Annotated in this window: 26 protein-coding genes; 10 read left to right on the forward strand and 16 right to left on the reverse strand. The window is 65.5% G+C overall.

What is annotated here, in order from left to right:
• Positions 1-32 precede the first annotated feature (32 nt).
• Positions 33-692 (reverse strand): helix-turn-helix domain-containing protein, encoded by a 660-nt coding sequence (locus tag SLQ30_RS04660; protein ID WP_319448864.1) that lies wholly within the window; start codon positions 690-692, stop codon positions 33-35.
• Positions 693-894: 202 nt separating this feature from the next.
• On the opposite strand from SLQ30_RS04660, the gene SLQ30_RS04665 reads away from it, so the two are divergent.
• Both SLQ30_RS04665 and SLQ30_RS04670 read left to right on the forward strand, forming a co-directional pair.
• The gene (locus SLQ30_RS04665) at positions 895-1,320 is read left to right on the forward strand and encodes an MmpS family transport accessory protein (protein WP_319448974.1); all 426 of its coding nucleotides are present in this window, start codon (positions 895-897) and stop codon (positions 1,318-1,320) included.
• On the forward strand, positions 1,317-4,217 hold the full coding sequence (locus SLQ30_RS04670; RefSeq protein WP_319448863.1) for an MMPL family transporter: 2,901 nt from the start codon (positions 1,317-1,319) through the stop codon (positions 4,215-4,217). Before SLQ30_RS04665 ends, SLQ30_RS04670 begins: the two co-directional genes overlap by 4 nt.
• 46 nt (positions 4,218-4,263) lie before the next feature.
• On the opposite strand, the gene SLQ30_RS04675 is transcribed toward SLQ30_RS04670, so the two are convergent.
• From SLQ30_RS04675 to SLQ30_RS04685, 3 genes are all read right to left on the reverse strand, one after another.
• Entirely contained in the window at positions 4,264-4,617 is a 354-nt protein-coding gene (locus SLQ30_RS04675) for a DoxX family protein (RefSeq protein ID WP_319448862.1), read from the reverse strand.
• Positions 4,618-5,114: 497 nt separating this feature from the next.
• A complete protein-coding gene (locus SLQ30_RS04680; protein ID WP_319448861.1) occupies positions 5,115-6,359 on the reverse strand; it encodes an HNH endonuclease signature motif containing protein in 1,245 nt (414 codons plus the stop codon).
• 126 nt (positions 6,360-6,485) lie between these two features.
• Positions 6,486-6,752, reverse strand: a complete 267-nt coding sequence (locus SLQ30_RS04685; protein WP_319448860.1) for a hypothetical protein — start codon at positions 6,750-6,752, stop codon at positions 6,486-6,488.
• Between the two features lie 296 nt (positions 6,753-7,048).
• On the opposite strand from SLQ30_RS04685, the gene SLQ30_RS04690 reads away from it, so the two are divergent.
• The gene (locus tag SLQ30_RS04690; RefSeq protein WP_319448859.1) at positions 7,049-8,041 is read left to right on the forward strand and encodes an amidohydrolase family protein; all 993 of its coding nucleotides are present in this window, start codon (positions 7,049-7,051) and stop codon (positions 8,039-8,041) included.
• Positions 8,042-8,048: 7 nt separating this feature from the next.
• Here SLQ30_RS04690 and SLQ30_RS04695 read toward each other — a convergent pair whose 3' ends face one another.
• From SLQ30_RS04695 to rpmB, 7 genes are all read right to left on the reverse strand, one after another.
• Positions 8,049-9,092, reverse strand: coding sequence for an MBL fold metallo-hydrolase (locus SLQ30_RS04695; RefSeq protein WP_319448973.1), 1,044 nt, complete (start codon positions 9,090-9,092; stop codon positions 8,049-8,051).
• 81 nt (positions 9,093-9,173) lie between these two features.
• Positions 9,174-10,541: a phenylacetate--CoA ligase family protein gene (locus SLQ30_RS04700; protein ID WP_319448858.1), complete on the reverse strand. Its 1,368-nt coding sequence runs from the start codon at positions 10,539-10,541 to the stop codon at positions 9,174-9,176.
• Positions 10,542-10,603: 62 nt separating this feature from the next.
• A complete protein-coding gene (locus SLQ30_RS04705; RefSeq protein ID WP_319448857.1) occupies positions 10,604-10,912 on the reverse strand; it encodes a hypothetical protein in 309 nt (102 codons plus the stop codon).
• A 77-nt stretch (positions 10,913-10,989) separates the two neighbouring features.
• Positions 10,990-11,250 carry a 30S ribosomal protein S18 gene (rpsR, locus tag SLQ30_RS04710; RefSeq protein ID WP_319448856.1) on the reverse strand — a complete coding sequence of 87 codons (261 nt, stop codon included), beginning with the start codon at positions 11,248-11,250 and terminating at the stop codon, positions 10,990-10,992.
• On the reverse strand, positions 11,250-11,555 hold the full coding sequence (gene rpsN, locus SLQ30_RS04715; RefSeq protein ID WP_319448855.1) for a 30S ribosomal protein S14: 306 nt from the start codon (positions 11,553-11,555) through the stop codon (positions 11,250-11,252). Before rpsN ends, rpsR begins: the two co-directional genes overlap by 1 nt.
• Positions 11,556-11,561: 6 nt before the next feature.
• Positions 11,562-11,726, reverse strand: a complete 165-nt coding sequence (gene rpmG, locus SLQ30_RS04720) for a 50S ribosomal protein L33 (RefSeq protein WP_319448854.1) — start codon at positions 11,724-11,726, stop codon at positions 11,562-11,564.
• On the reverse strand, positions 11,726-11,962 hold the full coding sequence (gene rpmB / locus SLQ30_RS04725; protein WP_319448853.1) for a 50S ribosomal protein L28: 237 nt from the start codon (positions 11,960-11,962) through the stop codon (positions 11,726-11,728). Before rpmB ends, rpmG begins: the two co-directional genes overlap by 1 nt.
• A 112-nt stretch (positions 11,963-12,074) precedes the next feature.
• Here rpmB and mrf point away from each other — a divergent pair, with 112 nt between their 5' ends.
• Positions 12,075-13,337: a ribosome hibernation factor-recruiting GTPase MRF gene (mrf, locus tag SLQ30_RS04730; protein ID WP_319448852.1), complete on the forward strand. Its 1,263-nt coding sequence runs from the start codon at positions 12,075-12,077 to the stop codon at positions 13,335-13,337.
• Here mrf and SLQ30_RS04735 read toward each other — a convergent pair.
• Positions 13,236-14,258: a fused (3R)-hydroxyacyl-ACP dehydratase subunits HadA/HadB gene (locus tag SLQ30_RS04735; RefSeq protein WP_319448851.1), complete on the reverse strand. Its 1,023-nt coding sequence runs from the start codon at positions 14,256-14,258 to the stop codon at positions 13,236-13,238. The genes mrf and SLQ30_RS04735 overlap by 102 nt on opposite strands.
• Before the next feature lie 73 nt (positions 14,259-14,331).
• Positions 14,332-16,011 (reverse strand): alpha-amylase family protein, encoded by a 1,680-nt coding sequence (locus SLQ30_RS04740; protein ID WP_319448850.1) that lies wholly within the window; start codon positions 16,009-16,011, stop codon positions 14,332-14,334.
• 360 nt (positions 16,012-16,371) lie between these two features.
• On the opposite strand from SLQ30_RS04740, the gene SLQ30_RS04745 reads away from it, so the two are divergent.
• Positions 16,372-16,818 carry an MmpS family transport accessory protein gene (locus SLQ30_RS04745; RefSeq protein ID WP_319448849.1) on the forward strand — a complete coding sequence of 149 codons (447 nt, stop codon included), beginning with the start codon at positions 16,372-16,374 and terminating at the stop codon, positions 16,816-16,818.
• Positions 16,815-19,688 (forward strand): MMPL family transporter, encoded by a 2,874-nt coding sequence (locus SLQ30_RS04750; protein WP_319448848.1) that lies wholly within the window; start codon positions 16,815-16,817, stop codon positions 19,686-19,688. The genes SLQ30_RS04745 and SLQ30_RS04750 overlap by 4 nt, the downstream gene beginning before the upstream one ends.
• 11 nt (positions 19,689-19,699) lie before the next feature.
• Here SLQ30_RS04750 and SLQ30_RS04755 read toward each other — a convergent pair whose 3' ends face one another.
• From SLQ30_RS04755 to SLQ30_RS04765, 3 genes are all read right to left on the reverse strand, one after another.
• Positions 19,700-20,176: a hypothetical protein gene (locus SLQ30_RS04755; RefSeq protein ID WP_319448847.1), complete on the reverse strand. Its 477-nt coding sequence runs from the start codon at positions 20,174-20,176 to the stop codon at positions 19,700-19,702.
• Between the two features lie 62 nt (positions 20,177-20,238).
• Positions 20,239-21,570: a cytochrome P450 gene (locus tag SLQ30_RS04760; protein ID WP_319458310.1), complete on the reverse strand. Its 1,332-nt coding sequence runs from the start codon at positions 21,568-21,570 to the stop codon at positions 20,239-20,241.
• Positions 21,571-21,683: 113 nt separating this feature from the next.
• Positions 21,684-23,129 carry an aromatic amino acid lyase gene (locus SLQ30_RS04765; protein WP_319448846.1) on the reverse strand — a complete coding sequence of 482 codons (1,446 nt, stop codon included), beginning with the start codon at positions 23,127-23,129 and terminating at the stop codon, positions 21,684-21,686.
• A gap of 160 nt (positions 23,130-23,289) precedes the next feature.
• Between SLQ30_RS04765 and SLQ30_RS04770 the strand changes: the two genes are divergently transcribed.
• Genes SLQ30_RS04770 through SLQ30_RS04785 form a run of 4 tightly spaced genes read left to right on the forward strand, consistent with a single transcriptional unit; the run spans position 23,290 to position 26,424 of the window.
• Entirely contained in the window at positions 23,290-23,961 is a 672-nt protein-coding gene (locus SLQ30_RS04770; protein WP_319448845.1) for an IclR family transcriptional regulator, read from the forward strand.
• Positions 23,958-25,058 carry an ABC transporter ATP-binding protein gene (locus SLQ30_RS04775; protein ID WP_319448844.1) on the forward strand — a complete coding sequence of 367 codons (1,101 nt, stop codon included), beginning with the start codon at positions 23,958-23,960 and terminating at the stop codon, positions 25,056-25,058. Before SLQ30_RS04770 ends, SLQ30_RS04775 begins: the two co-directional genes overlap by 4 nt.
• Positions 25,055-25,699: an ABC transporter permease gene (locus SLQ30_RS04780; RefSeq protein WP_319448843.1), complete on the forward strand. Its 645-nt coding sequence runs from the start codon at positions 25,055-25,057 to the stop codon at positions 25,697-25,699. The genes SLQ30_RS04775 and SLQ30_RS04780 overlap by 4 nt, the downstream gene beginning before the upstream one ends.
• Entirely contained in the window at positions 25,696-26,424 is a 729-nt protein-coding gene (locus SLQ30_RS04785; RefSeq protein WP_319448842.1) for an ABC transporter permease, read from the forward strand. Before SLQ30_RS04780 ends, SLQ30_RS04785 begins: the two co-directional genes overlap by 4 nt.
• Positions 26,425-26,453: the final 29 nt, after the last annotated feature.

Raw genomic sequence — 26,453 nt, forward strand, 5'->3', positions numbered from 1 at the left:
GTCTGCTGGCCCGGATCACGATGAGGACGGGCTCACCCAGCTGGATGCCAACCCTGCATCGCCGCGTCCATCTGCTCGTCCTCCAATGCGTTGACGGTGAGCCGCTTTTGGTGCTCGCAGTACCGCATCCCATCGAGTAGCAGCGCGACGTATCGTCGCCATAGATCGGACTCGACGTGGCCTGCCCATTCGCTCACGGTGCCGGCCAGCAGGCCCACGATCGGCATGTCCGTCGGCGCGACGTCGGGTCGTAGATACCCGTCGGCGCGCGCTCGCTCGACGAGTTTCGAGACCAGCGGGTCGAGTCGCAGTCGTGCGCAGTCGACGCGGTATCCGCCGTAGGCCTTGCTGTAACACATCTCGCGTAGGCCGCGATCGGTCGCGGTCAGTTCGCAGAGCTGCTCGACGAACCACACGAAGCCGTCCCAGGAATTCTCATGCTGCAGGGCGGACTCCGCGAGTCCGACAATTTGGTCGATGCCGTCCTCGAAGATCGCCTCGAGGAGTTCCTCCTTGGTGGCGAACCTCCGGTAAACCGTTCCCACCCCGACGTTCGCGTGGTGGGCCACGTCGTTGAGCGTGGCCTCAAGCCCCTTGGCCGCGAACAACTCCCGCGCAGCCTCGAGTACGCGCTGCCGATTGCGCTCGGCGTCCTTGCGCAGCGCGCGGCGCGGCTCGTCCTCGACACTCACGAAATGCAGTGTAAGTGATCCGCGTCATAAGTGGATTGACCTTATCCGCTTCAGTCCTTTAGGTTGGCTACTCAGACCGGCCCGATCCGGCCGTTCGTGGTTCCATGTGGAAAGGCTCGACTTTGACCGCCGCCCTCGACCACTTGCGTACGTGCACCCGATCGCTGTCGTATCAACGCATTTCGACGTCGAGGCCACCGTGCTGATCTCGGTAGTCAAGCGCGTGTGGTTGCCCGTGCTCATCGTGGCGGCGGTGGTCGTCGGCGCCGTCAGCGTGTCCCACCTGCGGTCGGTATTCGGTTCCGATGGGGCCATGGTGACACCAATCGGCTCGGATACCGCGGACAAGTTCAACCCCAAGGTCGTCGTCTACGAGGTCTTCGGATCGGGCTCTGCCGCCATCATCAACTACACCGACCTCAAGGGCCTGCCGCAGCGCACCGGGGAAGTGCCGCTGCCGTGGTCCTTACGACTCGAGACCACAGTGCCGTCGGTCATGCCCAACCTGCTCGCTCAGAGCGACGGCCAATCCATCAGCTGCCGCGTCACCGTCGATGACGAGGTCAAGGACGAAAGGACGGCTCAGGGCGTGCATCCCGCGACGTACTGCTTGGTGAAGGCCGCATGAGTACCTCTCTCGACGACGCCCCTACCGACGCCATTCCGCCTGCCCGCCATGCCGCGCGTCCCCGGCTGCCGCGGTTCATCCGTACCTTCGCCATCCCGATCGTGTTGCTGTGGATCGCGATCGTCGCGATCCTCAACACCACGGTGCCGCAGCTTGAAGAAGTCGGAAAACTGCGCGCCGTTTCGATGAGCCCCAACGACGCGCCCGCGCTGATCGCGACCAAGCGCGTCGGCGAGGTGTTCGGTGAATACAACACCAGTAGTTCGGTGATGATCGTCCTCGAAGGCGACAATCCGCTGGGCGCCGACTCACACGCCTTCTACGACGACATGGTGCGGCAACTGCGCGCCGACACCACACACGTGCAGCACGTCCAGGACTTCTGGGGCGACACGTTGACCGCGGCCGGCGCCCAGAGCATCGACGGCAAGGCCGCCTACGTGCAGGTGTACATCGCCGGCGACCAGGGCGAGACCATCGCCAACGAGTCGGTGGAGTCCGTTCGCCACATCGTCGGCGGCATCAAGGCACCGCCCGGTGTGAAGGCGTACGTCACGGGTCCGGCGGCGACGACGACGGATCAGAACGTCGTCGGCGACGCGAGCATGAAGATGATCGAGGGGCTGACGTTCGGCGTCATCACGATCATGCTGCTACTCGTCTACAGGTCAGTCGTCACGGTGGCGATCACGCTCTCCATGGTGGTGGTCGGCCTGCTCTCGGCGCGCGGAATCGTCGCCTTCCTCGGCTATCACGACGTCTTCGGGCTCACCACCTTCTCGACCAACATGCTGGTGACGCTCGCGATCGCCGCCGCCACCGACTACGCGATCTTCCTGATCGGTCGATATCAGGAAGCGCGAAGATCAGGCGAAGACCGAGAATCGGCCTACTACACGATGTTTCACGGCACGGCGCACGTCGTGCTGGCGTCGGGCATGACCATCGCCGGGGCGACGCTCTGTCTGCACTTCACCCGGCTCCCGTACTTCCAGACGATGGGTATCCCGCTGTCCGTCGGCATGACGATCGTGGTCGCCGCAGCACTCACGCTCGGACCCGCGCTCATCTCGCTCGTCACCCGCTTCGGCCGGGTGTTGGAGCCCAAGCGGATGCAGCGGTCCCGCGGCTGGCGTCGCGTCGGCGCCGCCACCGTGCGCTGGCCCGGCGCGGTGCTCAGCATGGCAGTCGTGTTGGCCCTCGTCGGCCTGTTGACACTGCCCGGCTATCACACCACCTACAACGACCGCATCTTCCTGCCCGACGATGTAGCCGCGAACGTCGGCATGGCGGCCGCCGACCGGCACTTCTCCGACGCCAAGATGAATCCCGAACTGGTGATGGTGGAGGCCGATCACGATCTGCGCAATCCCGCGGACTTCTTGGTGATCGACAAGATCGCCAAGGCGATGGTGCGGGTGCACGGGATCGCGCAAGTGCAGACGATCACGCGGCCCGACGGCAAACCGGTGGAGCATGCATCCCTTGCCTACACGATGAGCCAAAGCGGCACAGGCCAACTCCTGAACAACGACTACCAGCAGACGGTGCTCGCGAACACGCTCAAGCAGGCCGACGAGATGCAGGTGACCATCGACTCGATGACGAAGATGCAGGGCATCACCCTGCAGATGGCCGACGTGACGCGACGGATGGCCGACAAGTTCAAGAACACTTCGACCGACACCAACGAGATCCGTAATCACCTCGCCGACTTCGACGACTTCTTCCGGCCGATACGCAGCTACTTCTATTGGGAGCCGCACTGTTTCGACATCCCGGTCTGCTGGTCGCTGCGGTCGATCTTCGACACTCTCGACGGAATCAGCACGCTGTCCGACGACTTCCAGGATCTGGTGCCCGACATCGAAAATCTGGCCCAACTCACACCGCAACTGGCGGCGCTGATGCCGGCGATGATCCAGACGATGAAGAACCAGAAGCAGTACTTGCTCAACCAGCACCAGGCGCAGAAGGCTCAGCAGGACCAGAACATGGCCATGCAAGAGGACTCCACCGCGATGGGTCAGGCGTTCGACGCCGCCAGAAACGACGACAACTTCTATCTGCCGCCGGAAGCGTTCGAGACGGCCGACTTCCAGCGGGGCATCAAGTTGTTCCTCTCGCCCGACGGTCACGCCGTCAGGTTCACCGTCTTCCATCAAGGTGATCCGTTGAGCGAGGAGGGCACCTCGCACATCGAGCCGCTTCGCATCGCCGCCGCGGACGCCATCAAGGGCACACCGCTGGAGGGTTCGACGGTCTACGTCGGCGGCAGCGCGGCCATGTACAAGGACATGCAACAAGGTGCCGACTACGACCTGCTCATCGCAGCGGTCGCCGCGCTGATCCTGATCTTCCTCATCATGGTCTTGCTGACCAGGGCCGTGGTTGCCTCGGTGGTCATCGTCGGGACGGTGGTGCTGAGTCTTGGTGCATCCTTTGGCCTTTCGGTTCTGATCTGGCAGCACCTCATCGGTATCCCGCTGCACTGGATGGTGTTGCCGATGTCGGTCATCGTGCTGCTCGCGGTCGGTGCGGACTACAACCTCCTGTTGGTCTCCCGGATGAAGGAGGAGATTCACGCCGGGTTGCACACGGGCATCATTCGGTCCATGGCAGGCACGGGTTCGGTGGTGACGTCCGCGGGCTTGGTGTTCGCCTTCACGATGGCGGCGATGGCGGTCAGCGACCTGATCGTGATTGGCCAGGTCGGCACCACCATTGGGCTCGGTCTGCTCTTCGACACGCTCGTGGTGCGCTCACTCATGACGCCGTCCCTGGCAGCACTGCTCGGACGTTGGTTCTGGTGGCCGCTGCGCGTACGCCAACGCCCGGTGCCACAACCTTGGCCCAGCCGCGTTCCGGTCTCCGTACCACCTGGTGCGACGACGTAAGAGCCAGACGCCGCAGCGTGATTCGTGACCGAGCTGCTGCGCAGCGTCAGGAATGCGTTGCGAAAAGCAGTACTAGCTCACCGACGGCAAGAAGGCCCAACACGGCCGCTGGCGCGACGTTCTTGGTGTCTTTGACGCGAAGATGAGAGATCACGGCGCCGGCGAAGTAGAGGACGACTCCGACGGCGGCAGCGACACCGACCGGCCACCAGAAGAACCCGGCGATCAAGCCGACGGCGCCAGCGATCTCAGCCGCCGCCAACAGTGGAAGCGCGCTCTCGGGGACTCCCACCGTGGACATCGTGTCGAGGATCTGAGCGGATTTGGCGAGTTTGGCGCCGGCAGAACCGAGGAGCACGATCGCAAGCAGGACGGTAAGGACGATGAGTGCAATGTGCATGAGATTTCCGATCGTTAGGTGTGGTTCAGCAGACGCAAGATACTCGAATCAATAGACAAGGACATCAACTCGTTTGTTGCATAGGTGAATTGACGAATCCGGCTTCGCGGCCGGTAATGAAGCCTCCAAAACTGGTTCCCCTGGGTCGATCCCGATCACGGGTGTGTCGGCACCGCGTCGTGGAGGTCAGGGTGTGGGCGAAACAAGCTGCAATCCGGGTCTGGTTGACCAGGATTGGATCGGCGACGCAGCCCGCGAGATATAAACGGACTGTAGTCCTGTTAGGTCGCATTGTCGACCTGCCTTGGAAGCGATCAGCTATGGCGCGGCTACCCCATGCGGCCCGACCTAGCTCAGATTGGTGCGCACCGTCAGTGCCGAGCTTCGATGACGACGGTGGGAGTCGTCGGTAGTGGGTTCGGTGCACCCGAGTTTCATTCTGCATCAACCCATTTGTGTGTCGATGCCACGCCAGCGGTGGCCCAGTCCGGGCCGACTTAGTTGTTGGCTGGTGGTGGTTGTGGTTGGAATGGGTCGTACCACCACCAGTCGGCGCGTTCGCCGGTCGGCCCGGGGCAGGGTGGGACTGCGGGTGGCGGTGTCGTGGGTGGGCGGGCCAACGAACCCGGGTGCAGAACTCGGCCTTCGCTATCGGTGACGACGAGGTGTTGGGCGGGTCCGGTGATGGTGATGACACCCCGGTGATGGGCCCGGTGGTGATACGGGCAGACCAGCACCAGGTTGTCCAGTTCGGTGGGGCCGCCGTCTTCCCAGTGCCGGATGTGATGGCCATGCAAACCGCGGGTGGCCCCGCACCCGGGTACCACGCAGCAGCGGTCGCGGTGCTCGAGCGCGCGACGCAGTCGGCGGTTGATCAGTCGGGTTTCGCGCCCGGATCCGATGACCTGACCGTGGCGTTGGAACCAGACCTCGCCGGTGGCATCACAGGTCAGGTACTGGCGGTCGTCGTCGGAGAGCAGCGGGCCCAGATGCAGTGCCCCGAGGTGGGCGTCGAGGTCGACGTGCACGATGACGGTGGTGCGCTGCCCGTGCGGGCGGCGGGTGACCTCGGTGTCCCAGCCGGCCTCGATCAGACTCATGAACCCGTCGATGGCGCCCGGCAGCGGTGGGGTCTGCTCGGAGGCGCCGTCGGCGTGGTCGCGTTTCCACGCGGTGACCAGCTTGTCCTGGTGTGATTGCAGGGCGGCGTCGAAGGTGGCCGCTTCGTGGTGGGGCAGGGTGATCCGCCAGGTGGCCGACTGCTCGTCGCTGGTCTTGGTGATCGAGCGCAGCGGCTCCGGCCGGGGATCGGGGTCGGGTCGGGGTTCGAGCTTGATCGCGGTGCGCAGTTGGCTGACCGTGGCGACCGCGGCCAGTTCCGCGTAGTGCTCGTCGGATCCGTCGGCGGCGCGCTCGGCGATGACACCGACCTGATCCAGTGACAGGCGGCCCTCCCGCAGGCCCTGGGCGCACTGGGGGAACTCCTGCAGCCGGTGTGCCACGGTGGCGATGGTGTGGGCGTTGTTCGGTGACACCCCGGTCTTCCAGGCCACCAGTGCTGCCACCGACCGCGCGCCGGTGGCACCAGCCAACTCGTCGCGGTCGATCTCGGCCACGATGTCCACCACTCGGCCGTCGATCGCGTTGCGCTGACCGCTCAGCTCCGCCAACTCCTCGAACAACACCTCGAGACGCTCAACGGGGCTCAACCCAGGAGCGAAAGCGGCTGCCGTGGACGACATACCACCCATCAAAGCAAAGGGGTCCGACATTTCCGGGCCACCCGGCTCCCACCAGCCGTAGAAGCTATCAGCCCTTACACCGGTCACGGCTCGGCTACCCCATGCGACGACGCCGCCGCGTCCAGGTCAGGACGTAGCGGCGGCGTCGCCAACAGGCTCGCTCGCTACCCGTTCTTCGAGCCGAATCGCAAGCGCAGGGCGGACGCCAAGAAGAACAGTCCACCCCAACGCGTAACCGCAGATCTTTTGGAGCGACGGAACGGGATCGAGCGAGCCGAGGTAGAAGGACACGCCGGCGAGCACGGAGATCGAGCCGCTCAGGATCATCGGCCAGTGACCGGCAACGTTGCGACGGCCCACGCCGACGACGAGATGGACGGCGCCCGACGCCACGGCCCACACGCCCCAGACACGCAGGACTGCTGGAATGCCGTCTGCTGTTCGCCACTTCGTCGTGCTGCGCGATGGCGCGATGGCGGCAGGGTGTCTTGGCGAAGCAGACGCGGCATGTGAAACCTTCCTCCGCGGGGTCGAAGGTCTTCTGGTGCGTGGGCTCGATGACTCCATTGTTGGGACACACCAGTAACTTTCGAATGCGCCCTCCGGGCGCGGTCACGCCGTAGGGTCCGGATGGGATGCGCTCGCAGCGGGTACGCGCGCACCTCAGCCGGACCGACCACGGAGGCGTCATGTCGCTGATCGCGCTCGAGGAACACTACGCATGGGATCCGGCGAGTGCGGGCAACACCGTCGCCACCTGGCTGCGATCCAACAACCGTGTCGCCTACGACCGGTTGTACGACAGGGGCCCGCTTCGGCTCGAGCAGATGGACGCGGCCGGGATCGACTTCCAGATCCTGTCGCTGTTCGATCCCGGCGTCCAGGAGAAGCCGGACGTCGCGCAGGCTACCGCCCTCGCCCGCCGCGCCAACGATGACCTGGCCGAAACGGTGCGCGCCAACCCGAATCGATTCGGCGGCTTCGCCACCTTGGCGACGCAGGATCCGGACGCCGCGGCGGCCGAATTAGGGCGTGCAGTAACGGAACTGGGACTCGTCGGCGGCCTGATCAACGGGCACTCTCAAGGCCGGTACCTCGACGACCCGGCGTACGAGCCGCTGTTCGCGATCGCCGAGGCGACGGGTGCGCCGATCTATCTGCATCCCACGACGCCGCATCCGGCGGTGATGGAGGCGTGGTTCGCTCCGTACGTTGAGGACGGATTGCACCTCGCGTCATGGGGGTTCGCCGCCGAAGCCGGGACGCACGTGTTGCGGCTCATCTACTCCGGCTTGTTCGACAAGTTCCCCCGGTTGCAGATGATCATCGGCCACCTCGGCGAGATGTTGCCGTTCGCGGCCTACCGGATCGATCGCTACTACGGGCTCGGGGGCGACGGCGGTTCGAGCAGAGGGCTGAAGCGGCTGCCGTCGGAATACCTCCGGAACAACTTCCACGTCACGACGAGCGGCAACTTCTGCCCGCCGGCCTTCGCGTGCACGCTCGAGGTGATGGGCGCCGACCGCGTGATGTTCTCCGTCGACTACCCCATGGACGACAATGCGACGGGCGCCGAGTTCATGGCGTCATATCCAATGGACGACGCGACCCGCCGGAAGGTCGGCTTCGAGAACGCTGTTCGGCTCTTCGGTGAACGGATCCCGAATTCGATTGGGGCGTAACGGGGGTTCAGAGTGCGAAGACCTGGCCGTCGCGGGCAACCGTGACCTTCCCCGAGTAGTGCTTGCCGATGGCGTTCTGCCATTCGGAGTCGGGCAGATCGGTCGGCGAGTAATGGCTCAGGATCACGTGCTTGGCGCCCGCCGCCGCGGCGACTTCACCGACCTGCTCGGCCGACGTGTGCGAGTTCACCAGATAGTTCGGTGGGAACCTGTTGCCGTAGTAGGCGTCATCGAGGCTGAACTGCGCCTCGTGCACCAGGATGTCGGTGTCCTTCGCGAGGGCGATGAGGTTGTCGGACTTCGTCGTATCGCCCGAGAACGTCACCGAGACTCCGGACTTCTTCAGGTCGAACCGGAAACCGAACGCCGGGTACACGTCGTAGTGGGACACCAGCGTCGCCGTGACGGCGACGTTGTCGTCCGACGTCACGGGGAAGGGCACGGTCTTCGGTGCCCTGTCGAGGTAACTCGATCCCGGTGGCACCGCGAGCTCGACGACGTCGATCAACCCCTCGATGTCGTCAGTGCCCATGTCGCGGATGAAGATGTTGTTGGTGTACGCGAACGCCTGCTGCAGCGCCTCGGTGGTCGCGGCCAACCCTGGCGTCGGGTGTGCTGCGTCGATCGTGGCGGGATCCGCGCTTCCCACCCGGCTTGGTGGAAGCCCGCCCGCCGAACCCGGGCCGTAAACGGTGACCGGAGCCTTCCCCTTCGCGGCCGTGTAGCCGCCCGAGAGGAAGAAGCTCCAGTAGTCGACCATGTGGTCGGTGTGCAGGTGGGTGATGAACATGCTCTTCAGGTCGTCGAACGTGAAGCCCGCATTGGTGAACGCATTCAAAGAGCCCAAGCCGCAATCGATCTGGTAGAGGTCGGAGCCGATCTTCAGGGTGGAAGAGATTCCGGTCCGGTTTGGAACAGGTGGTGGACCGGCTTGCACACCCAGCGTGACCAAGGCGTTCTCGGGCAGGGCAGCAGGACCGCTCGGCGGTGTCGGTTCGGCCGAACCACATGCCGAGGCACTTAGCACGGCCCCGCCGACGGCCGCCGCCATCGAAGCCGTCAGCAGGGACCGTCGCGATATCGAGCCCTGTTCGACGGTGCCGTCACCGCAGCTGCAGCCCACGCTGTGAGGTTAGCTGGACAGGGGTACGAAGCGCTTGAGTTTGCCGCTGGCCGAGTTGCGGCCCAGGGTCTGGACCGACCGGATGCGAATCGACGGGTGGGCAACGCCATGGCGCTGCATCGCCTGGACCAAGGCGGGGACCATGTCTCGAACGCTCGCGTCCGCAACCGCCAGCACGTCCACACCGTGCTCGGTCTGCTGCACCTGGTACTCGAGGATGCGGGGATCCGTACCGAGCACGTGTCGGAAAGCGCTGGCGGGCACCGTGTGTGAGCCGTAGACGAAGTCGTCGTCACGACGACCGCTGATGTCGGCCACCCTGGCGAACGCGCTGCCGCAGACACACGGCTCGGACATCAGCGCGATCTCGTCGCCGAGGTCGTACCGGACGAAGGGGAACGTGCGGTTCGACAGGCCAGTGGCCAGCGTTCGCACCGCCGGTTCGTTGGGACCCACGGGTGCGCCGGCGTCGTCGACGCGTTCGAGGATCACCTCGTCCTCACAGATGTGCAGTCCCGATCCGTACCCGCAGCCGACCGCTTGCACACCGAGTTCCGTTGAGCCCCAGAGATTGTGCAGCGGCGCGTGCCAGGCCTCAATGATCGCGTCGCGGTCTTCTGGCAAGAGCGGTTCGGAGTTCGTGCTCACCCGGTGGGGTCGGATGCGGAGGTCGCCGGCCAACGACGCGCGGGCCAGTCGGCCGATGACGCTGGCATACCCGACGAGGTGGGTGGGAGCGTAAGTCTGGACCGCCGCGAGGACTTCGTCGAACGGTGCTCCGGCTTCGATGACGGCAGTGTCCATACCCGTGACTGTCGGCACGTCGAACAGCGGTGTGCTGGCGTGCGGTGGCCCACCAGCGGTGAGGACGGCCAGCCGCGCAGGCGGCGCCGAGTCGTCGCGTCGTTCGGCACGGGCCTGCATGCGCCATGCCAGGCACGCGGTGGTGACGAAGAACTGCCAATCCCAGACGTAGACCCCACGCACCCCGCTGGCGCCGCCGGAACTGAACACTTGCTGATCGTGTGGGGTATAGGAGAACCCCGTCTGCTCAGTGAGCACTAGTTCGGCAGCTTCGCGATTGAGATCGGGCGTCGTCACGATCGCATCCCACTCGCTTTGCGCCTCGGCCTTCGTCAGCATCGGAATCGACGCCAGGTCGGACGCCGTCACCGCCTCGAAGTCCACGCCACGCAGCCGATCGGCATAGAACGTCGAGCGCTCGCGGGCGTACGCAAGCACCGAGCGCAAGCGCTCGTCGCGGTGCTGGCGAATCTGCTGTGCCGACCAGTCGAGGCGCTTCACGTGATCGGTGAGTGCCGCTTGCACGGCATGGAGGTGCGCGGCGCGGATGCGTTGGTATGCCGACTGTTCCATCGCGGCTCCCTTCTCCGCCTGCCAGTGTGACCCAGCACGTGGCGAGCGCGCTGCTGCGCTGCTCAATTGGTGACGGCCGTCCGCGCGGTGCGCGACATCAGGTGCAGGTGGCGGGGGAGGTTGTCGAGGCACCACCGGCCGGTTTCGATCCACCCGCACACCTGCACGACATCGGAATCCGAGGTGATCGGTCCGATCCACAACGCCGGCCCCGCGGCGCGCCGGTCGACCGCGCAGGGCTGCAGAATCAGCACCGGCCCGGCGGCGCTGCGGTGGCTCGTGCACGCGAGCTTCCCGAGAAGGCACTCGGCGAGCACCAACATGCCATGGTCGCAGCGCCGCACGGTAGCCCGCACTCGCTCTAGGAGCACGGGGTCAGTGCTGGTGCGGCACCGCGCGCACAAAGCGACAGTGAACGGCAGGCCAGTGCCCCGGGGCGGGCATGGCGTCATCGCAGACCCTGCCCGGGGTAGGGCAGCAATGCCATTTCGCGGGCGTTCTTGATCGCCTGGGTGAGCTGGCGATGCTGTTGGACGGTCAGGCCAGTGACGCTGCGGGATCGGATCTTGCCCCGCTCGGAGATGAAGGTGCGCAGCGCCGCGGTGTCCTTAAGGTCGACCGCCGTCAGAGCCAACGCAGCGAGCTGATTCCTTCGCGTCTTGACCTCGGGCTCGCCCAACCGCCGCCGGCGGGGGATCTTGCCGGCCATTACCAGCTCGCCTTGCGGATGCCAGGCAGCTGCCCGTCGTGGGCCATCTCACGGACGCGGATGCGGGACAGTCCGAACTTGCGCAGGTGCCCGCGGGGGCGCCCGTCGACGGCGTCGCGGTTACGCAGCCGCACTGGGCTGGCGTCGCGGGGCTGACGGCTCAACTCGGCTTGCGCGGCAAGCTTTTGTTCGTGGCTGCTCGCCGGTGAGCTGATGATCGCCTTGAGTTCGGCGCGCCGGGGAGCGTAGCGGGCCACGATCGCGGCGCGCTGCTGATTCTTGACGATCTTGGATCTCTTGGCCATGGGTCGTCAGCGTTCCTCTCGGAATTCGACGTGGCGGCGGATCACCGGGTCGTACTTGGTGAGCGTCAGCCGATCGGGGTCGTTGCGGCGGTTCTTGCGGGTGACGTAGGTGTAGCCGGTGCCTGCGGTGGAGCGCAGCTTGACGATCGGTCGGATGTCGTTGCCCGCCATCAGAGTTTCACGCCCTCGCGTCGCAACCGGGCTACCACGGCTTCGATGCCGTCGCGGTCGATGACCTTGATTCCCTTGGCGGACACGTGCAACCGAATCCGTCGGCCCTGCGAGGGCAGGTAATAGGTCTTGGACTGGATGTTGGGGTTCCACCGGCGTCGCGTTCGGCGGTGCGAATGCGACACCTTGTTCCCGAAACCCGTTGTGCGGCCGGTGACTTGGCAGTGCGCCGACATGCTGACTCCTCCTCGCGTCCGTTGGCTTAATGAAAATCATTGTCGACAAGCGTCCTCGCAGACTGTACCGTCGAAGTCGCATTATTGAAAATCATTACCATTAAGGGCAGGTATGAGACGCACTCCGGTGATGCTGGTCGGCGGCCACGGTGACACCGACGCGGTGACGGGCGCGCTGTTGCGCGGCGCGGGCACGTTAGTGATTGAGCACCGTTTCGACGGTCATGTGGTGCACCGCAACATGATCACGCTGCAGCACGGGGTGGTGACTACCGCGCACACCGCATTGGAGTTGGCTCACGGGTGCGTCCCCTGCACGGTGCGCAACGACCTGCTGACGTTGCTGCGTAAATGTCACCGACGCGACGACGTGCACCGCATCGTGGTTCACCTGGCGCCGTGGCTGGAGCCGGAGCCGATCTGCTGGGCGATCAACCACGTCCGGGTCCGCCTCGGGCCCGGATTCCTCGACGGTCCCGCGGCCCGCGACGTCGAGCTCGCCGCGGTGGTGACCTGTGTGGACACCGGCACCTGGCTGGATCGAGCGCTCGGCGAGGACGAGCTACCCGATGGGCGCACAGTGGCCCAAGTGGTTGTCGGTCAGGCCGAATTCGCCGATGTCGTCGTCTGCAACCAGCCCGACCCCGACACCCTCGCCGTACTGCGGCGGCTGACCCCGCGGGCCCGCATCACCGTCGGGTTCGAACGTGTGGAGATGGCCCTGGCGCACCTGGAGCCCGACTCGCGACGCGGCCGCAGCGACACCCCGCACGATCCGCTGCTGGCCGGGCAACCACCGCTGCACGCCGACGGCCGGATCGGGATCGTCGAATTCGCCGCCCGCCGTCCGTTTCACCCGCAGCGGCTGCACGATGCCATCGATCTGCTGTTGGACGGCGTCGTCCGCACCCGCGGGCGGATCTGGCTGGCCAGCCAACCCGATCACGCCATGTGGATCGAATCGGCCGGCGGTGGCATGCGTACCGAATCCGCGGGCAAGTGGGTCGCCGCCATGCCCTTCTCGGAGGCGGCCTACGTCGATTCCCAGCGCCGCGCGTTGGCCGACTTGATGTGGGAGGACGGCATCGGTGACCGCCACACTTCGCTGACCGTCCTGGTCTGTGGAGCTCAGCCCGCCGAGCTCCTCGACGCCCTCGGAGGCGCACTGCTCACCGACGAGGAACTAGGCGCCCCGCACACCTGGGCCAGCTACCAGGATCCGTTCGGCGACTGGCACCGTGATCCCTGTGACGAGCAGCAGGCCCGCGTCCCGTCACCGAAAGCGGACGTCCAACGTCGCCAGCCCGAAGATCTTGCGGCCAGCGGACTTCGCCCCGACGAGGACGACACCAGTGCGGGTGGCCGGGTCCAATGACTTGATCCGGCCGCTGAACTCAATATCGGCGCCTTCGGTGGCCGACACGATCGCTGGCGCAGACAGCCGCACCGCGTAGCGGGTGACCGAACCCGGGTCGCCCGACCATGTAGAGGCGAATCCGGCACCCAATCCCATGGTGAGCATTCCGTGGGCGATCACGTCGGGCAGCCCGGCCAGTTTGGCGATGTCCTCGTCCCAGTGAATGGGGTTCGCGTCGCCTGCCACGCCGGCATAGTTCACCAGGTCGCCGCGGGACAGCCGGGTGTGGTGCACCGTTAGCTCGTCGCCGACCTTGACCTCATCGAAGGACGGCGTGCCCGGCGTGCGGCCGGCGTCCCCGGCGATCCGAACCTCGCCTTCCGGGCGCACCGTCTTGTGGTACTCGGATTCTCCGACTCCGAAGATGTCGACGTCGTGCATCATCGCGTAGTGCACGGCCGTCTTGATCTCCGGATTGAGATCTTCGGCGGTGACGCCGACGACGGTGGTGTGCAGGGTGTGCACCCGCTCGCCGGCAGTGTCGGTGAAGGTGTTGGTCACGGTGATCAGGTCTCGGCCTGCGATCCTGCGGACGGACGTCAGTTCGACGTCGACGTGCAGTTCGTCGCCGGCCACGATGGGGCGGTGTTGCTCGAAGACCTCTTCGGTCTGCATGTAGGTGTCGTAACCGACGACCACCTGTTCGAACATGTGGCGATTGCAGTTCATGCCTGGGGTCGACGTGAACGTCAGCGGCGCCACCAGATCTGAATAACCGAGCTCGGCGGCGGCGGCCACGTCCCAGTGCGCGGGGTGATAGTCCTGCACCGCGCGGGCGTACTCGCGTACCTTCTCGCGCCCGACCAGGTAGGTACCGTCCATCTGGTAGTAGTGGCCAACCCGGGCCTCGAGCGCCGGCGCGTCTGATGGTGCAGTCATGAATGTGCTCAACTTTTCTATCGGCCTGTTCGCTGGCGCCGACCAAAGCACAGTAACGCGCAGGCTCCGGTCGTCACACGATCGGCTCGTCCTCGGGACGCAGCACCCGCAGCCACCGGTAGCCGTACGGTTCGAGGTCGATCTCGACCCGACCGTGGGCGTCGAGCGCGATCTCCGTGAGGTCGTTGAGCAGGTCGACGAGGATGGAGCCCGGCGGCACGTGCTCGAGTTCGATCGCGACGAGGCAACTGTCCGGCCCGAAGTTGTGCAACGCCGCCATCGCCCACCCCGACTCCTCTCGGCACACGTGAGCCAAGACCGCGCGGTTGGGCTGATTGAGGACTTCGATGTTCGACCAGCCGGTCTCCGGCTGCTCGCGGTAGGTGTAGATGAGGTTGCGCATGAACCACCAGAAGGAGCCGTGATCGCGACGTTGGTCGCCGGCGTTGACCCGTTCCGGCCCGTACAGGCCCTCGGGAAGTGGCCGGGTGAGCCGCCGCTTCGGCGCCCGTGAGAAGCCGCCGTTCGCGCCCCCGGTCCACTGCATCGGTGACCTGACCGCGAGTCGCCCGGGTATGTCGAGGTTCTCGGCCATGCCGATCTCCTCGCCGTAGAACAGGACGGGAGTGCCCGGCAGTGAGAAGGCCAGCGAGTAGGCCATCTTCATCCGTCGTTCGTCGCCGCCGAGCATCGACGGAAGCCGACGACGGAGTCCGCGGCCGTAGAGCTGCATGTCCGGGTCGGGGCCGAAGGCGTCGAAGACCTCTTGACGCTCGCTGTCGCTGAGCTTGTCGAGGGTGAGCTCGTCGTGGTTGCGCAAGAAGTTGGCCCACTGGCTGGTGATGTCGAGGCTCGGTCGCTGCCGCAACACCTTGGCGATCGGGCGCGCGTCGCCGCGGGCCATGGCGAGGTAGATGTTCTGCATCCCGATGAAGTCGAACTGCATGTTGAGCCCGTCGCCGTCGGACCCGCCGAAGAAGGCCTTCTGGTCCTTGTAGGCAAGGTTGACCTCGCCGAGCAACACTGCGTCCCCGACCCGTCGGTTGACGAAGTTACGCACGTCGCCCAAGTACTGGACGGGGTCGAAGCCGTCGGGCTTGCCGGGCACGTCGTCCTTGGCGAACAGGAAGGGCACGGCGTCGACCCGGAAGCCCGACACACCCAGCTCGAGCCAGAAGCCGAGCGTTCGTGAAATTTCCTCCTGCACTTGCGGATTCTCGATGTTGAGGTCCGGCTGGTGCTTGTAGAAGTGGTGCAGGTACCACTCGTTGGTCTTGGGATCGAGTTCCCAGATGCTGTCCTCCTGATCGGGGAACACGACGTCCTTGGGGCTCGACTTGGGCTCCGTCGCGCTCCACACGTAGTAGTCGCGATAGGGATGGTCTGTACTGCGGCGGGCTGACTTGAACCAGGGGTGCGCATCGGAGGTGTGGTTCATGACGAAGTCGACGATGACCCGGATGCCGTTGGACCTGGCCGTGCGAACGAGCTCGACGAAGTCACCGAGCGTCCCGAGCCGGGGATCGACCCCGAAGAAGTCGGTGATGTCGTAGCCATCGTCCTTGCGGGCAGTGGGATAGAAGGGCATGAGCCACAAGCACGTCACGCCGAGGTCGGTGAGGTACTCGAGGCGATCTGTCATGCCGCGGATGTCGCCGGTGCCGTCGCCGTCCGAGTCGTAGAAGGTTTGGATGTCGGCGCAGTAGAAGACCGCGTTCTTCCACCAGAGGTCACCGGTGTCCGCACGTCTCATGCGTTCACCGCCGGAGCAGTCTGCTCGAGCGAACAGTGGAATTCGATGACCGTCATGCCCTGCGCATACCCGTTATGCAGGGACGTGATTGCTACTTCGGTCGGCCACTAGTCGCTTCGGCCGCACGGTTGAGATGGCGCTGATGGCGAAGAAGTGCAAGCGGGTCGCCGTGAGTGCCAGCTCAACGGACTGGCATGGGGAACGGACTCGACTGGATCCCCGATCGCATCCTGCGCAGTGCCTGTGTACTGGTTGTGGACTCTGCTCCCGGATCGTGCCGTCAACCTAGTTGATATAAGGTTTTCGGCGAGGAGCTGTCGCACCGTGCGCGCGTGGTGCCGCTCGTCGAAAGGGGCACGGATGCAACGGATTTCGATCGCACGAAAGCTGAGCAGACGCTGGATGCTGCTGGTGGCGGTCGTAGTCGTCGCGATCGCTGGCTTCGCGGTGTATCGCCTCAACGGCATCTTCGGTTCCAAGGACGTCGTCTCCACACCCAGCGGAGCCGAGAACAACATCGTCCCCTTCAACCCCAAGCACGTGGTCATGGAGGTCTTCGGCCCGCCTGGCACCATCGCCACCATCACCTACCTCGACGTCGACGCCCAACCCCAGCGCGCCGACGCCGTCACGCTGCCCTGGGCCTACGACAAGACCACTACGCTCCCTGCGGTTTTCGTCAACATCGCCGCCCAGGGCAACAGCGACTCGATCGGCTGCCGAATCAAGGTTGACGACGTGGTCAAGGACGAAAGAGTCGCCAACAACGTGAACGCCTACACCTACTGCCTGGACAAGTCCGGATGAGCACGAACACTGACCAAGCCGAAGCCCGGTCCTTCACCGATCGGGCCGGCCACTCGATCCGGACGTGGTCGGTCCTGATCGCGGTCTTCTGGCTCGGACTTGCGGTGGTCACGAATGTGTTCGTGCCGCAATTGGAGACTGTTGCCGAGGCGCACAACGTGTCGCTGAGCCCCCAGGACGCGCCGTCGCTGCAAGCGAGCAAGCACATCGGCAAGAAATTCCAGCAGTTCGACTCCGACAGTGCGGCGATGATCGTCCTGGAGGGCGACCAGCCGCTCGGCGCCGACGCGCACCACTACTACGACGACCTAGTCAAGAAACTCGCCCAGGACACCACGCACGTCGAGCACATCCAGGACTTCTGGGGCGATCCGCTGACGGCGGCCGGCTCGCAGAGCAACGACGGCAAGGCGGCCTTGCTGCAGGTGTATCTCGCAGGCAACCAGGGCGAGTCCTTGTCGAACCAGTCCGTGGACTCCGTCCGCAAGATCGTGAACGAGTCGACACCACCGCCTGGGGTGAAGGCCTATGTCACCGGCGCCGCGCCCCTGGTCACCGATCAGTTCGAGGTGGGTAGGCAAGGCACGCTGAAGACCACGCTGATCACCCTCGGGGTGATCATGATCATGCTGTTCTCGCTGTACCGACGATTCACCACGGTGATCCTCGTCATCTTCACGGTCATGATCGAGTTGACCGCGTCCCGCGGAGTCGTCGCCGTGCTGGCGAACGCCGGCATCATCCAGCTCTCCACGTACTCGACCAACCTGCTCACGCTACTGGTGATCGCGGCAGGAACCGACTACGCAATCTTCCTTCTCGGCCGCTACCACGAGGCACGTCACCTCGGGCAGGACCGCGTGGCCGCCTACGAGACGATGTACCGAGGCACTTCACACATCATCTTGGGTTCGGGCCTCACGATTGCCGGCGCCGTGATGTGTCTGACCTTCACCAGGCTGCCGTACTTCAACAGTCTCGGCATTCCCGCGGGCACCGGCGTCCTCGTCGCGGTCGTGGCGGCGTTGACCCTGGCGCCGGCGCTACTGAGCATCGGACGCCACTTCGGGCTGTTCGAACCCGCACGCCCGATGCGCACCAGGGGCTGGCGTCGTATCGGAACGGCGATCGTGCGCTGGCCCGGACTCATCCTCGTCGCCACCGTCGCGATAGCCCTGATCGGACTGCTGGCCCTGCCCGGATACAAGACCAGTTACGACGCCCGCAATTACATGCCTGCCGGTGCGCCAGCGAACGTCGGGTACGCGGCGGCCGAGCGGCACTTCTCGCAGGCGCGGCTGAATCCCGAACTGTTGATGATCGAAGCCGACCACGATCTGCGCAATTCCACCGACATGATCCTGCTCGAACGCGTCGCCAAGGCCGTGTTCCACACCGACGGCATCGCCCAGGTGCAGGCGATCACCCGGCCGCTCGGCACGCCGCTGGACCACACCTCGATCCCGTTCCAGATCAGCGCGGGCAGCTCGGCGCAGATCAACAACCTGCCCTTCCAGCAGGCCCGCGCCGCGGACCTGCTCAAGCAGGTCGGCGTCATCGACGACACCATCGACGTACTGCGCAAACAATATGCGCTGCAACAACAATCCAGCGCCGTCACCGACGAGCAGGCCAAGGCGTTTCAGCAGACCGTCGCCACGGCCCAGGACCTGCGCGACAAGATCGCCACCTTCGACGACTTCTTCCGACCGCTGCGCAACTACTTCTATTGGGAGCCACACTGTTTCGACATACCGTCCTGCACGGCCTTCAGGTCGTTGTTCGACGCCCTTGACGGCATCGACGCGCTGACCGACCAATTGGCCAGCGTCTCGGGCAGCATCGACAAGCTCGACAAACTGCAGCCCAAGCTGCAGTCGCTGATTCCACCCCAGATCAAGAACCAGCAGACCAACCGTGACCTGACGATGACGAACTACGCCACCACCTCGGGCATCAACGACCAGACCGCGGCCGCGCTGCAGAACTCGACGGCGCTGGGTAAGGCCTTCGATCAGTCGAAGACCGATGACTCGTTCTACCTACCGCCGGAGGCGTTCACCAACCCCGAGTTCGTCCGCGGGATGAAGCTGTTCATGTCTCCGGACGGCAAGGCCGCGGAGATGATCATCACCCACGAAGGCGATCCCGCGACCCCCGAGGGCATTGCGCACATCGATGCGATCAGGCACGCCGCGCAGGAAGCCGTCAAGGGCACGCCATTGGCAGGCTCCAGGATCTACCTTGCCGGTACGGCGGCGACCTACAAGGACATCCAGGACGGCGCCAAGTACGACCTCATGATCGCCGGGATCGCTGCGCTCAGCCTGATCTTGCTCGTCATGATGTTCATCACCCGAAGCGTCGTGGCCGCGATCGTCATCGTGGGCACCGTGGCGCTGTCGTTGGGCGCTTCCTTCGGGCTGTCCGTGCTGATTTGGCAGGACCTGCTCGGCATCAACCTGTACTGGATCGTGCTGGCGCTGGCCGTCATCCTGCTGTTGGCCGTGGGGTCGGACTACAACCTGTTGCTGATCTCCCGATTCAAGGAGGAGACCCACGCCGGATTGAACACCGGCATCATCCGCGCGATGGCCGGCTCCGGCTCGGTGGTGACGGCGGCCGGCCTGGTGTTCGCGGCCACCATGGCCTCGTTCGTGTTCGCCGACTTGCGGATTCTCGGTCAGATCGGAACGACGATCGCGCTCGGGCTGCTGTTCGACACGCTGATCGTGCGGTCGTTCATGACACCGTCCGTCGCTGCGTTGATGGGGCGATGGTTCTGGTGGCCGCTGCGGGTGCGTCAACGTCCAGTGCCGCAGTCGTTTTCGACCGACGACCCGGATAAGCGCCAACTGTCCCTGTTCTAGGTCGAGACCCTCTAGACCGAGGCGGTGGCGAGCTCATGGGTTGACTCGGGCACCGTCACCGAAGCCTGCCGCAGCCGTCCCTTCAACCCCGCCACCCTGCGCAACTGCGCGGCGATGTTCATGGACGTCAGCATGGGGATCCCGCCGATGAACGTGCGGAACGAGGGGTTTCCGCCATCGCGATGCAACATGTACATGCAGCCGACCACGTAGAAGAAGCCCATGGTGAAGAGGGCTGCGGGAATCGCGAATGCGAGTGGCGAGCGTGCATCGGTGACCAGTTCGGTCGCATAGTCCAACTCACGCTGCGTCATCGGTTCGCGCTTGCGCAGTTTGGCCAAGATCGCCTTGTGCGCGCCAACTTCTTCCCCCAACGGCGCAGGCTTTCGCGCTTCCAGCCGTGTTACGTATACGAATACGCAAGCGGCGAAGAATATTTCGGCTAGTGCAGCAAGGATCGTGAGCGCGCCCCACAGCTCGAATTCCACCGGCTCGCTCCTTTACTGCCCCCGGAACGTCGAGAACCTTCCGAAAACGCTACCTCAACTAACTATCTTGTGCGTCGGACGACGATGGCGCGCCCACCGCGGGCCGGTGCCGAAGCCACTCCGCGTGAGCGTCGGCGCTCGGCGCGTTCGCCAGTCGGGACCAGGGTGAAGTCCCGGAGCAGTGCGCGCAGGACGAGTTTGAGCTCCATGGTTGCGAACGCGGCGCCGATGCAGCGGCGAGCTCCGCCGCCGAAGGGGATCCACGCGCCCGCGTCGGGCTTCGCCGAGCCGAAACGATCCGGGTCGAACCGGTGGTAGTCGGGGAAGAGCGCCTCGTCGTCGTGGACCAGGCCTATCGCGATCAACACCGTCTGGTCCCGCGGCAAGGTCCACGGTCCGAGCTGGTACGACGGCGCCGTCACGGCCCGAAAGGTGATGTCGACGACGGGTCGGCAGCGCTGCACCTCGGCGATCGTTGCCGTGAGCAGCTCGTCTCCGCCATCGTCGAGTTCGGCGACAAGGCGCGCCAGCAGTTCCGGATGGCGGCGCAGCCGCTCGACCGTCCAGGCCAGCGTCGTGGCCGTGGTCTCGTACCCGGCGGTGAGCAGCGTGACGAGCTGGTCGGCGATCGCATCGCGCGTCATCGCAGAGCCGTCGTCGTAGCGGCTCTGCAGCAGTACCGCCAGCACGTCGGTCCGGTCGCCGAGCGCAGGGTCGGCCCGCGCGGAGGCGATGAGTTCGTCGACGATCGAGTCGTAAGTACGGCGGGCTGCGAGGAAGCGGCCCCACGGGCTCCAGCGGCCCCAGTTCCATTGCGGGATGGGCATCGTCGACAACTGCGAGCCCAACGCCACCGCGTCAGGTAGCAGCTGTTGCAGGCGTAGCAACTGGCTGCCCTCGGCGCCGAACACCGCCCGCAGGATGGCGTTCAGGGTGATGCGCATCATCGATGGCAGGGTGGCGAACTCACGGTGCTCTTGCCACGTGGCGAACTCGCGCAGCGCCTCTTCGTCGACGACCGCCGCGAAGGACCGGAGTCGGTGTCCGTGGAATGGCGGCGTCAGCAGTTTGCGCTGCGCTCGGTGCACCTCACCTCTCAGCGCGAACAGCGAGTTGGGGCCCATCACCCGGCTGAGGCTTCCCTCGACGGTATCGAGCTCGGACGGCGCGGACCGGAAGATCTGCCGCACGTGATCGGGCTGGCTGATCACGACAACGCGGCCGAAGATGGGCACGTCGATCGTGAAGTCGGGACCGTAGCGCCGCGCCAACATCCGTAACCCGGTGCGCCTGTCCGCCACCCCGGCGAGCCCTTGAATGACGCGGGGCAGCGGTGGCCCGGGAGGAAGGACCGCGTCGACGACTGCCTGTTCGTGCTCGCGCAGTGTGGTGATGTCGGCCTCCGAGTGACGTGACTGAACGGAAGCCCTGGTGGACCCTTCGACAAGGTACCGAGCGCTCGGGGGAACGTTCTCCGGAGAATTGGTGAACAGTGCGCGGCTGGCTCCTACTCGTCGGGCACCAGGCGTCCAAGGGAGTCGAGTATCGACTGGGCGGCCGAGAGGTCGCCGCGGAGATCGCGATCCTCGTCGTTGCGGGGCAGGCCCGTCGACAGTTCGAGTGCGCTGCCCATGGCACCGGAGAACTGACCCTCCAGGCCACGTTGACGGAGTAGGCGCACGGCACCGACGAGTTCACAACAGAGCAGGACTCGGTAGGCGGCGACGGAGCGCTCGAGTTGAAGGGTGGCCTGCGGGGCGAAGGTCGCGTCCTCCTCGGCGCCCCGCGACAGCACCAGCGAGCCCACGGAGGCGGGTTGCGCGGCATTGCGGATCTCCGCGATGGCGCCTGCGGCGACGTACTCGACCATCATGAGTCCCGACGAGCCCTCCGGTCCGGTCGCCAGGAATGCGGTGCCCCCGTTGCTGTCCGGGTCGTTGAGCATGCGAATTCGCGAGTAGGTGATGGGCGATGTCAGCGCAAGGGCCAACGTCATCCCGTCCAACTCGAGCGACAACGACGCCTGGTAGAACGCGCCGTGATGAATGACCTCGTGGGCTTCGCCGTCGAACAGCGGATTCTCCTGCGCGGTGTTGAGCGTCCGCTCCACCTGTCGGGCCAGGGACTGCAGCGATGCGACCACGCTGGCCTGTGCCACCGGGTAGACCCGCAGCCCGTAGGGATCCTGGATGCGTGCCGGCGGCCGAGCACCGCCGTTCGTGTCGGCGTGCAAGTTCCGCAACCGCGATGCGACGTGCTCGACCCGCGGTGCGGCCGCCGCGCGAGCCGCCGCTGCCGAGAACGTCGACGTATTGCCCTCGAGGGCAAGGAAACTGAGTATGTAGATGACGCTGGAGGCCTTGTCGAGCCGGGCCAGCTCGTCGAGCGCCAGACACGTACGACCGATCGTCAGGGCGCTGCTGCTCATGAAGGGGAGTGCGCTGTCAGCCCCCCACGGCGCCATCAACGTCAGCGGCGCGGACGCAGGCCGTTCGCCGATCAGCGTCAACGCGGTGCCCGCGAGCGCCGCCAAATCGCCTGTGCCGATGGAGGCGTACTGAAGGATCTCGGGCAGGGCGTCGCCGTTGAGCATCCGCACCAGTCCGTCCAGGATCGCGGGGTCGAGCCCCGCCCCTGGTTTGCACAGTTGAACGAGCCGCGCGGCGAGCATCGCGCGGACGGTCCGATCGTCGAGCGGGTCGCCTGCATCGACGGCGTGGCTGCGCAGCAGTCTCATGCCGTACTCGGGATCGTCAGCCGGAACTGGGGTGACGCGGTTGGCTCCGACGCCGGTCGTCCGCCCGTAGGTGGGGAAGCGGGCACTCAGTTCGGCGGCCGACGCGTGCATCCGCTCGACCGCCGCGACGACCGCAGGGGCGACCGATACCTGGTAGCGGCCCTCGGCGAGCGCCACGATGTCGGCGATGGTGCCGTTCCCGCTCAACTCGATCATCAAAATCTCCTCGTTTTCGATCGCGGACGGTCGGCAGGATCTATAGTCGCCGACAGACCCGGTGTTCCGCTAGATGGCAGACAGATTTCATCTGACGGAAACACGAGGCGCGTCCCGCGAAACAAGCGGGTCGTAGCTTTCGGCTGGAGAGGAGGTGACGGTGACCGACACACCCACCCGGACCGTCGAGCGTGCACTGTCGCTCCTGGCGACCGTCTGTGACCGGCGCGGCGCGAACCTTGCCGACTGCGCCAGGGATTGCGAACTGCCACCGAGCACCGCGTTGCGGATTCTGCGGACGCTCGAAACGTCCGGCTTCGTCGCCAAGGAGGAGTCGGGCCTCTACCGACCCGGCAGTCGGCTCATCCAACTCGGCGCCCAGTCCCTGTCCAACGAGTCGTTGATCGACATCGCACGGCCCGCGATGGAGAAGTTGGCCGAGCACACGGGCGAGTCGGTCTACCTCAGCGTCGAAGGACACCGCGACGCTGCGTTGTACATCGGCATCGTGGAGGGCACGCACTCGGTCCGGCACACCAGCTGGGTCGGCAGAACCGTCCCGCTCGAGTTGTCGGCGGCGGGGCGCGCACTTCGCGGCCAGGTGCCCGACGAAGGCTACGTCGTGGTCGAACGCGGCGTGGAGGCCGACGTCACCGCCATCGCGTGCCCGGTGCATTCCGAGGCCCGAGTCGTCGCGGCGCTGAGCCTGGTGGTCCCTAGCTACCGCCTCACGGCCGAACAGGCCCATGAACACGGCAGGCAGTTAGCCGTCGCCGCCGGCTGCGTGTCGGCCCGGCTGAGTACGTCGAAACCCCAAGAAGGACAGCCATGATCACGTTCGACAACGTCTCCAAGGTCTACCCCGACGGCACCGTGGCGGTCGACGACCTCACGCTGACCGCACCGAACGGCAAGATCACCACGTTGGTCGGCCCATCGGGATGTGGAAAGACGACCTCGATGCGGATGATCAACCGACTCATCGAACCCAGTTCGGGCACGATTACCCTCGACGGCGTCGACACCAAGACCCTCGACCGTGTCGCACTACGGCGCAGGATCGGTTACGTCATCCAGAACGCCGGGCTCTTTCCCCACCGCACCGTCGTCGACAACGTCGCCGCGCTGCCCCGGCTGCTAGGCGGCGGCAAGAAACAGACGCGGGCCACGGCGATGGAACTCCTCGAACGTGTGGGCCTCGATGCGAAGTTCGCCAAGCGGTATCCGTGGCAGCTCTCCGGCGGCCAACAGCAACGCGTCGGAGTCGCAAGGGCATTGGCGACTGATCCGCCCTTCCTCCTCATGGACGAGCCTTTCAGCGCCGTCGACCCCATCGTGCGCAACCAACTGCAGGACGAGTTCCTGCGGTTGCAGGCCGACATCTCCAAGACCATCGTGATGGTCACGCACGACATCGACGAAGCGTTGAAGCTCGGCGACCAGGTGGCGGTACTCCGAGCGGGCGGGACGTTGGCCCAATTGGCCAGCCCTGCCGGGCTGCTCGCGGCGCCGAAGGACGCCTTCGTGGCCGACTTCGTCGGGTCGGCCCGAGGCTACCGCGCGCTCGGCTTCGATACCGTCGATGACCGGCTCGAACTGACCGAAGAGCCCACCATCACAGTGGGACAAGCCATTTCGACGATCCCGCCAGGGTCTGCGCGGTGGATCCTGGTGGTCGACGCCGGCAATGCTCCGATCGGGTGGGTCGACACGACCAACGTCCGCGGCGACTCGGTGAGCGACGCCGACGTAAATCTCAGCGCCACCTCGGCGACTCGCGGAGCCCCGCTGCGCGACCTGCTCAACTCGGCGCTGTCGAGCCCGGCCGGCCGATGTGTGGTCACCGACGACACCGGAGCGCTCATCGGCACCGCGACCGACCACGACGTCATCGATGCGATCGCGCGGGCCAAGGAGGCGCGCTCGTGAACTGGATCTCGTCGAACGTCGACCGCATCATCGAGCTGACGATCAGCCACATCTGGCTCACGTTGGTGCCAACCATCATTGGGCTCGTCGTCGCGTTGCCGTTCGGCTGGTGGGCGCATCGCTGGGGGCGCGGATACGCGGCGATCGTCGGGACCGCCGGCCTGCTGTACACGATTCCATCCCTCGCGCTGTTCATCCTCCTGCCGGTCGTCCTCGGCACCAAGATTCTCGATCCGATCAACATCGTCATTGCGCTCACGCTCTACACGGTGGCGCTGTTGGTGCGGGTCGTCGCCGACGGACTGAGCTCGGTGCCCCACGACACCGTCGCCGCGGCCGAGGCGATGGGTTACCGCAGCTGGCAACGATTGTTGCTCGTCGAACTGCCCGTCGCCGTGCCCGTCATCGCCGCGGGACTGCGCGTGGCGGTGGTGTCCAACGTCAGCATCGTGACCATGGCCGCACTGCTCGGCATCCCGCAACTCGGGTCGCTGTTCACCCAGGGCTTTCAGCTGCGGCTGTTCGCCCCGCTCGTCACCGGCGTCGTCATGTGCGTCGTGCTCGCGGTCATCTTCGACGGCCTGATCATCTGGGGCAACAAACTCCTAACCCCTTGGCGGCAAAGGACGGTCACCTCGTGAACATCATCGGGTGGTTCACCGATCCGGCTAACTGGACCGGTTCGGACGGCATCCCCATGCAGCTCGGCTACCACCTGCTGTACTCGGCCATAGCGTTGGCGGCGGCCATGGCGCTCGGGGTTCCGCTCGGCATCGTCATCGGGTACACGGGGCGGGGCGAGGCGGTGGTGGCGGGCTTCGCCAACGCGTTGCGCGCGCTGCCATCACTCGGTCTGCTGGTGCTGCTCTTCCTGATCATCTCACCCGTCGTCGCCGGGCAGCTGGTGTACGTCCTGCCGACCATCGTCGTGCTGGTCCTGCTCGCGGTGCCGCCGATACTCACCGGAACGTATGCGGGCATCCAGAACGCCGACCCGGACGCCGTCGGAGCCGCGCGCGGGATGGGATTCACGAAGCGGCAGATCCTGTTTCGGGTTCAACTCCCGTGTGCGCTGCCGCTGATGATCTCGGGGGTCAGAAGTTCGACCCTGCAGATCGTCTCCACCGCGACCATCGCCGCATACCTCGGCCTCCAGGGCCTCGGCCGGTTCATCCTGGATGGGCGCGCTCAGGCCAACTTCGCCGAAATGGCAGGCGGCGCAATACTCGTCGCGCTGCTCGCAATCGCCCTCGAGTTCGGCTTCGCCTGGCTCGGGCGGATCATCGTGTCGCCGGGTCTGCGGCGCGTTGCTGCGAAATCCACCACACCGCTCGCCACTGCGGTGCTCGAGCCGGCCGCCCGCTAGGCGTTCGGCATTTCCATCACATCAGGAGA

Origin of the sequence: Mycobacterium sp. RTGN4, assembly GCF_033804635.1 — a bacterium.
In the GTDB taxonomy this organism is placed as follows: domain Bacteria; phylum Actinomycetota; class Actinomycetes; order Mycobacteriales; family Mycobacteriaceae; genus Mycobacterium.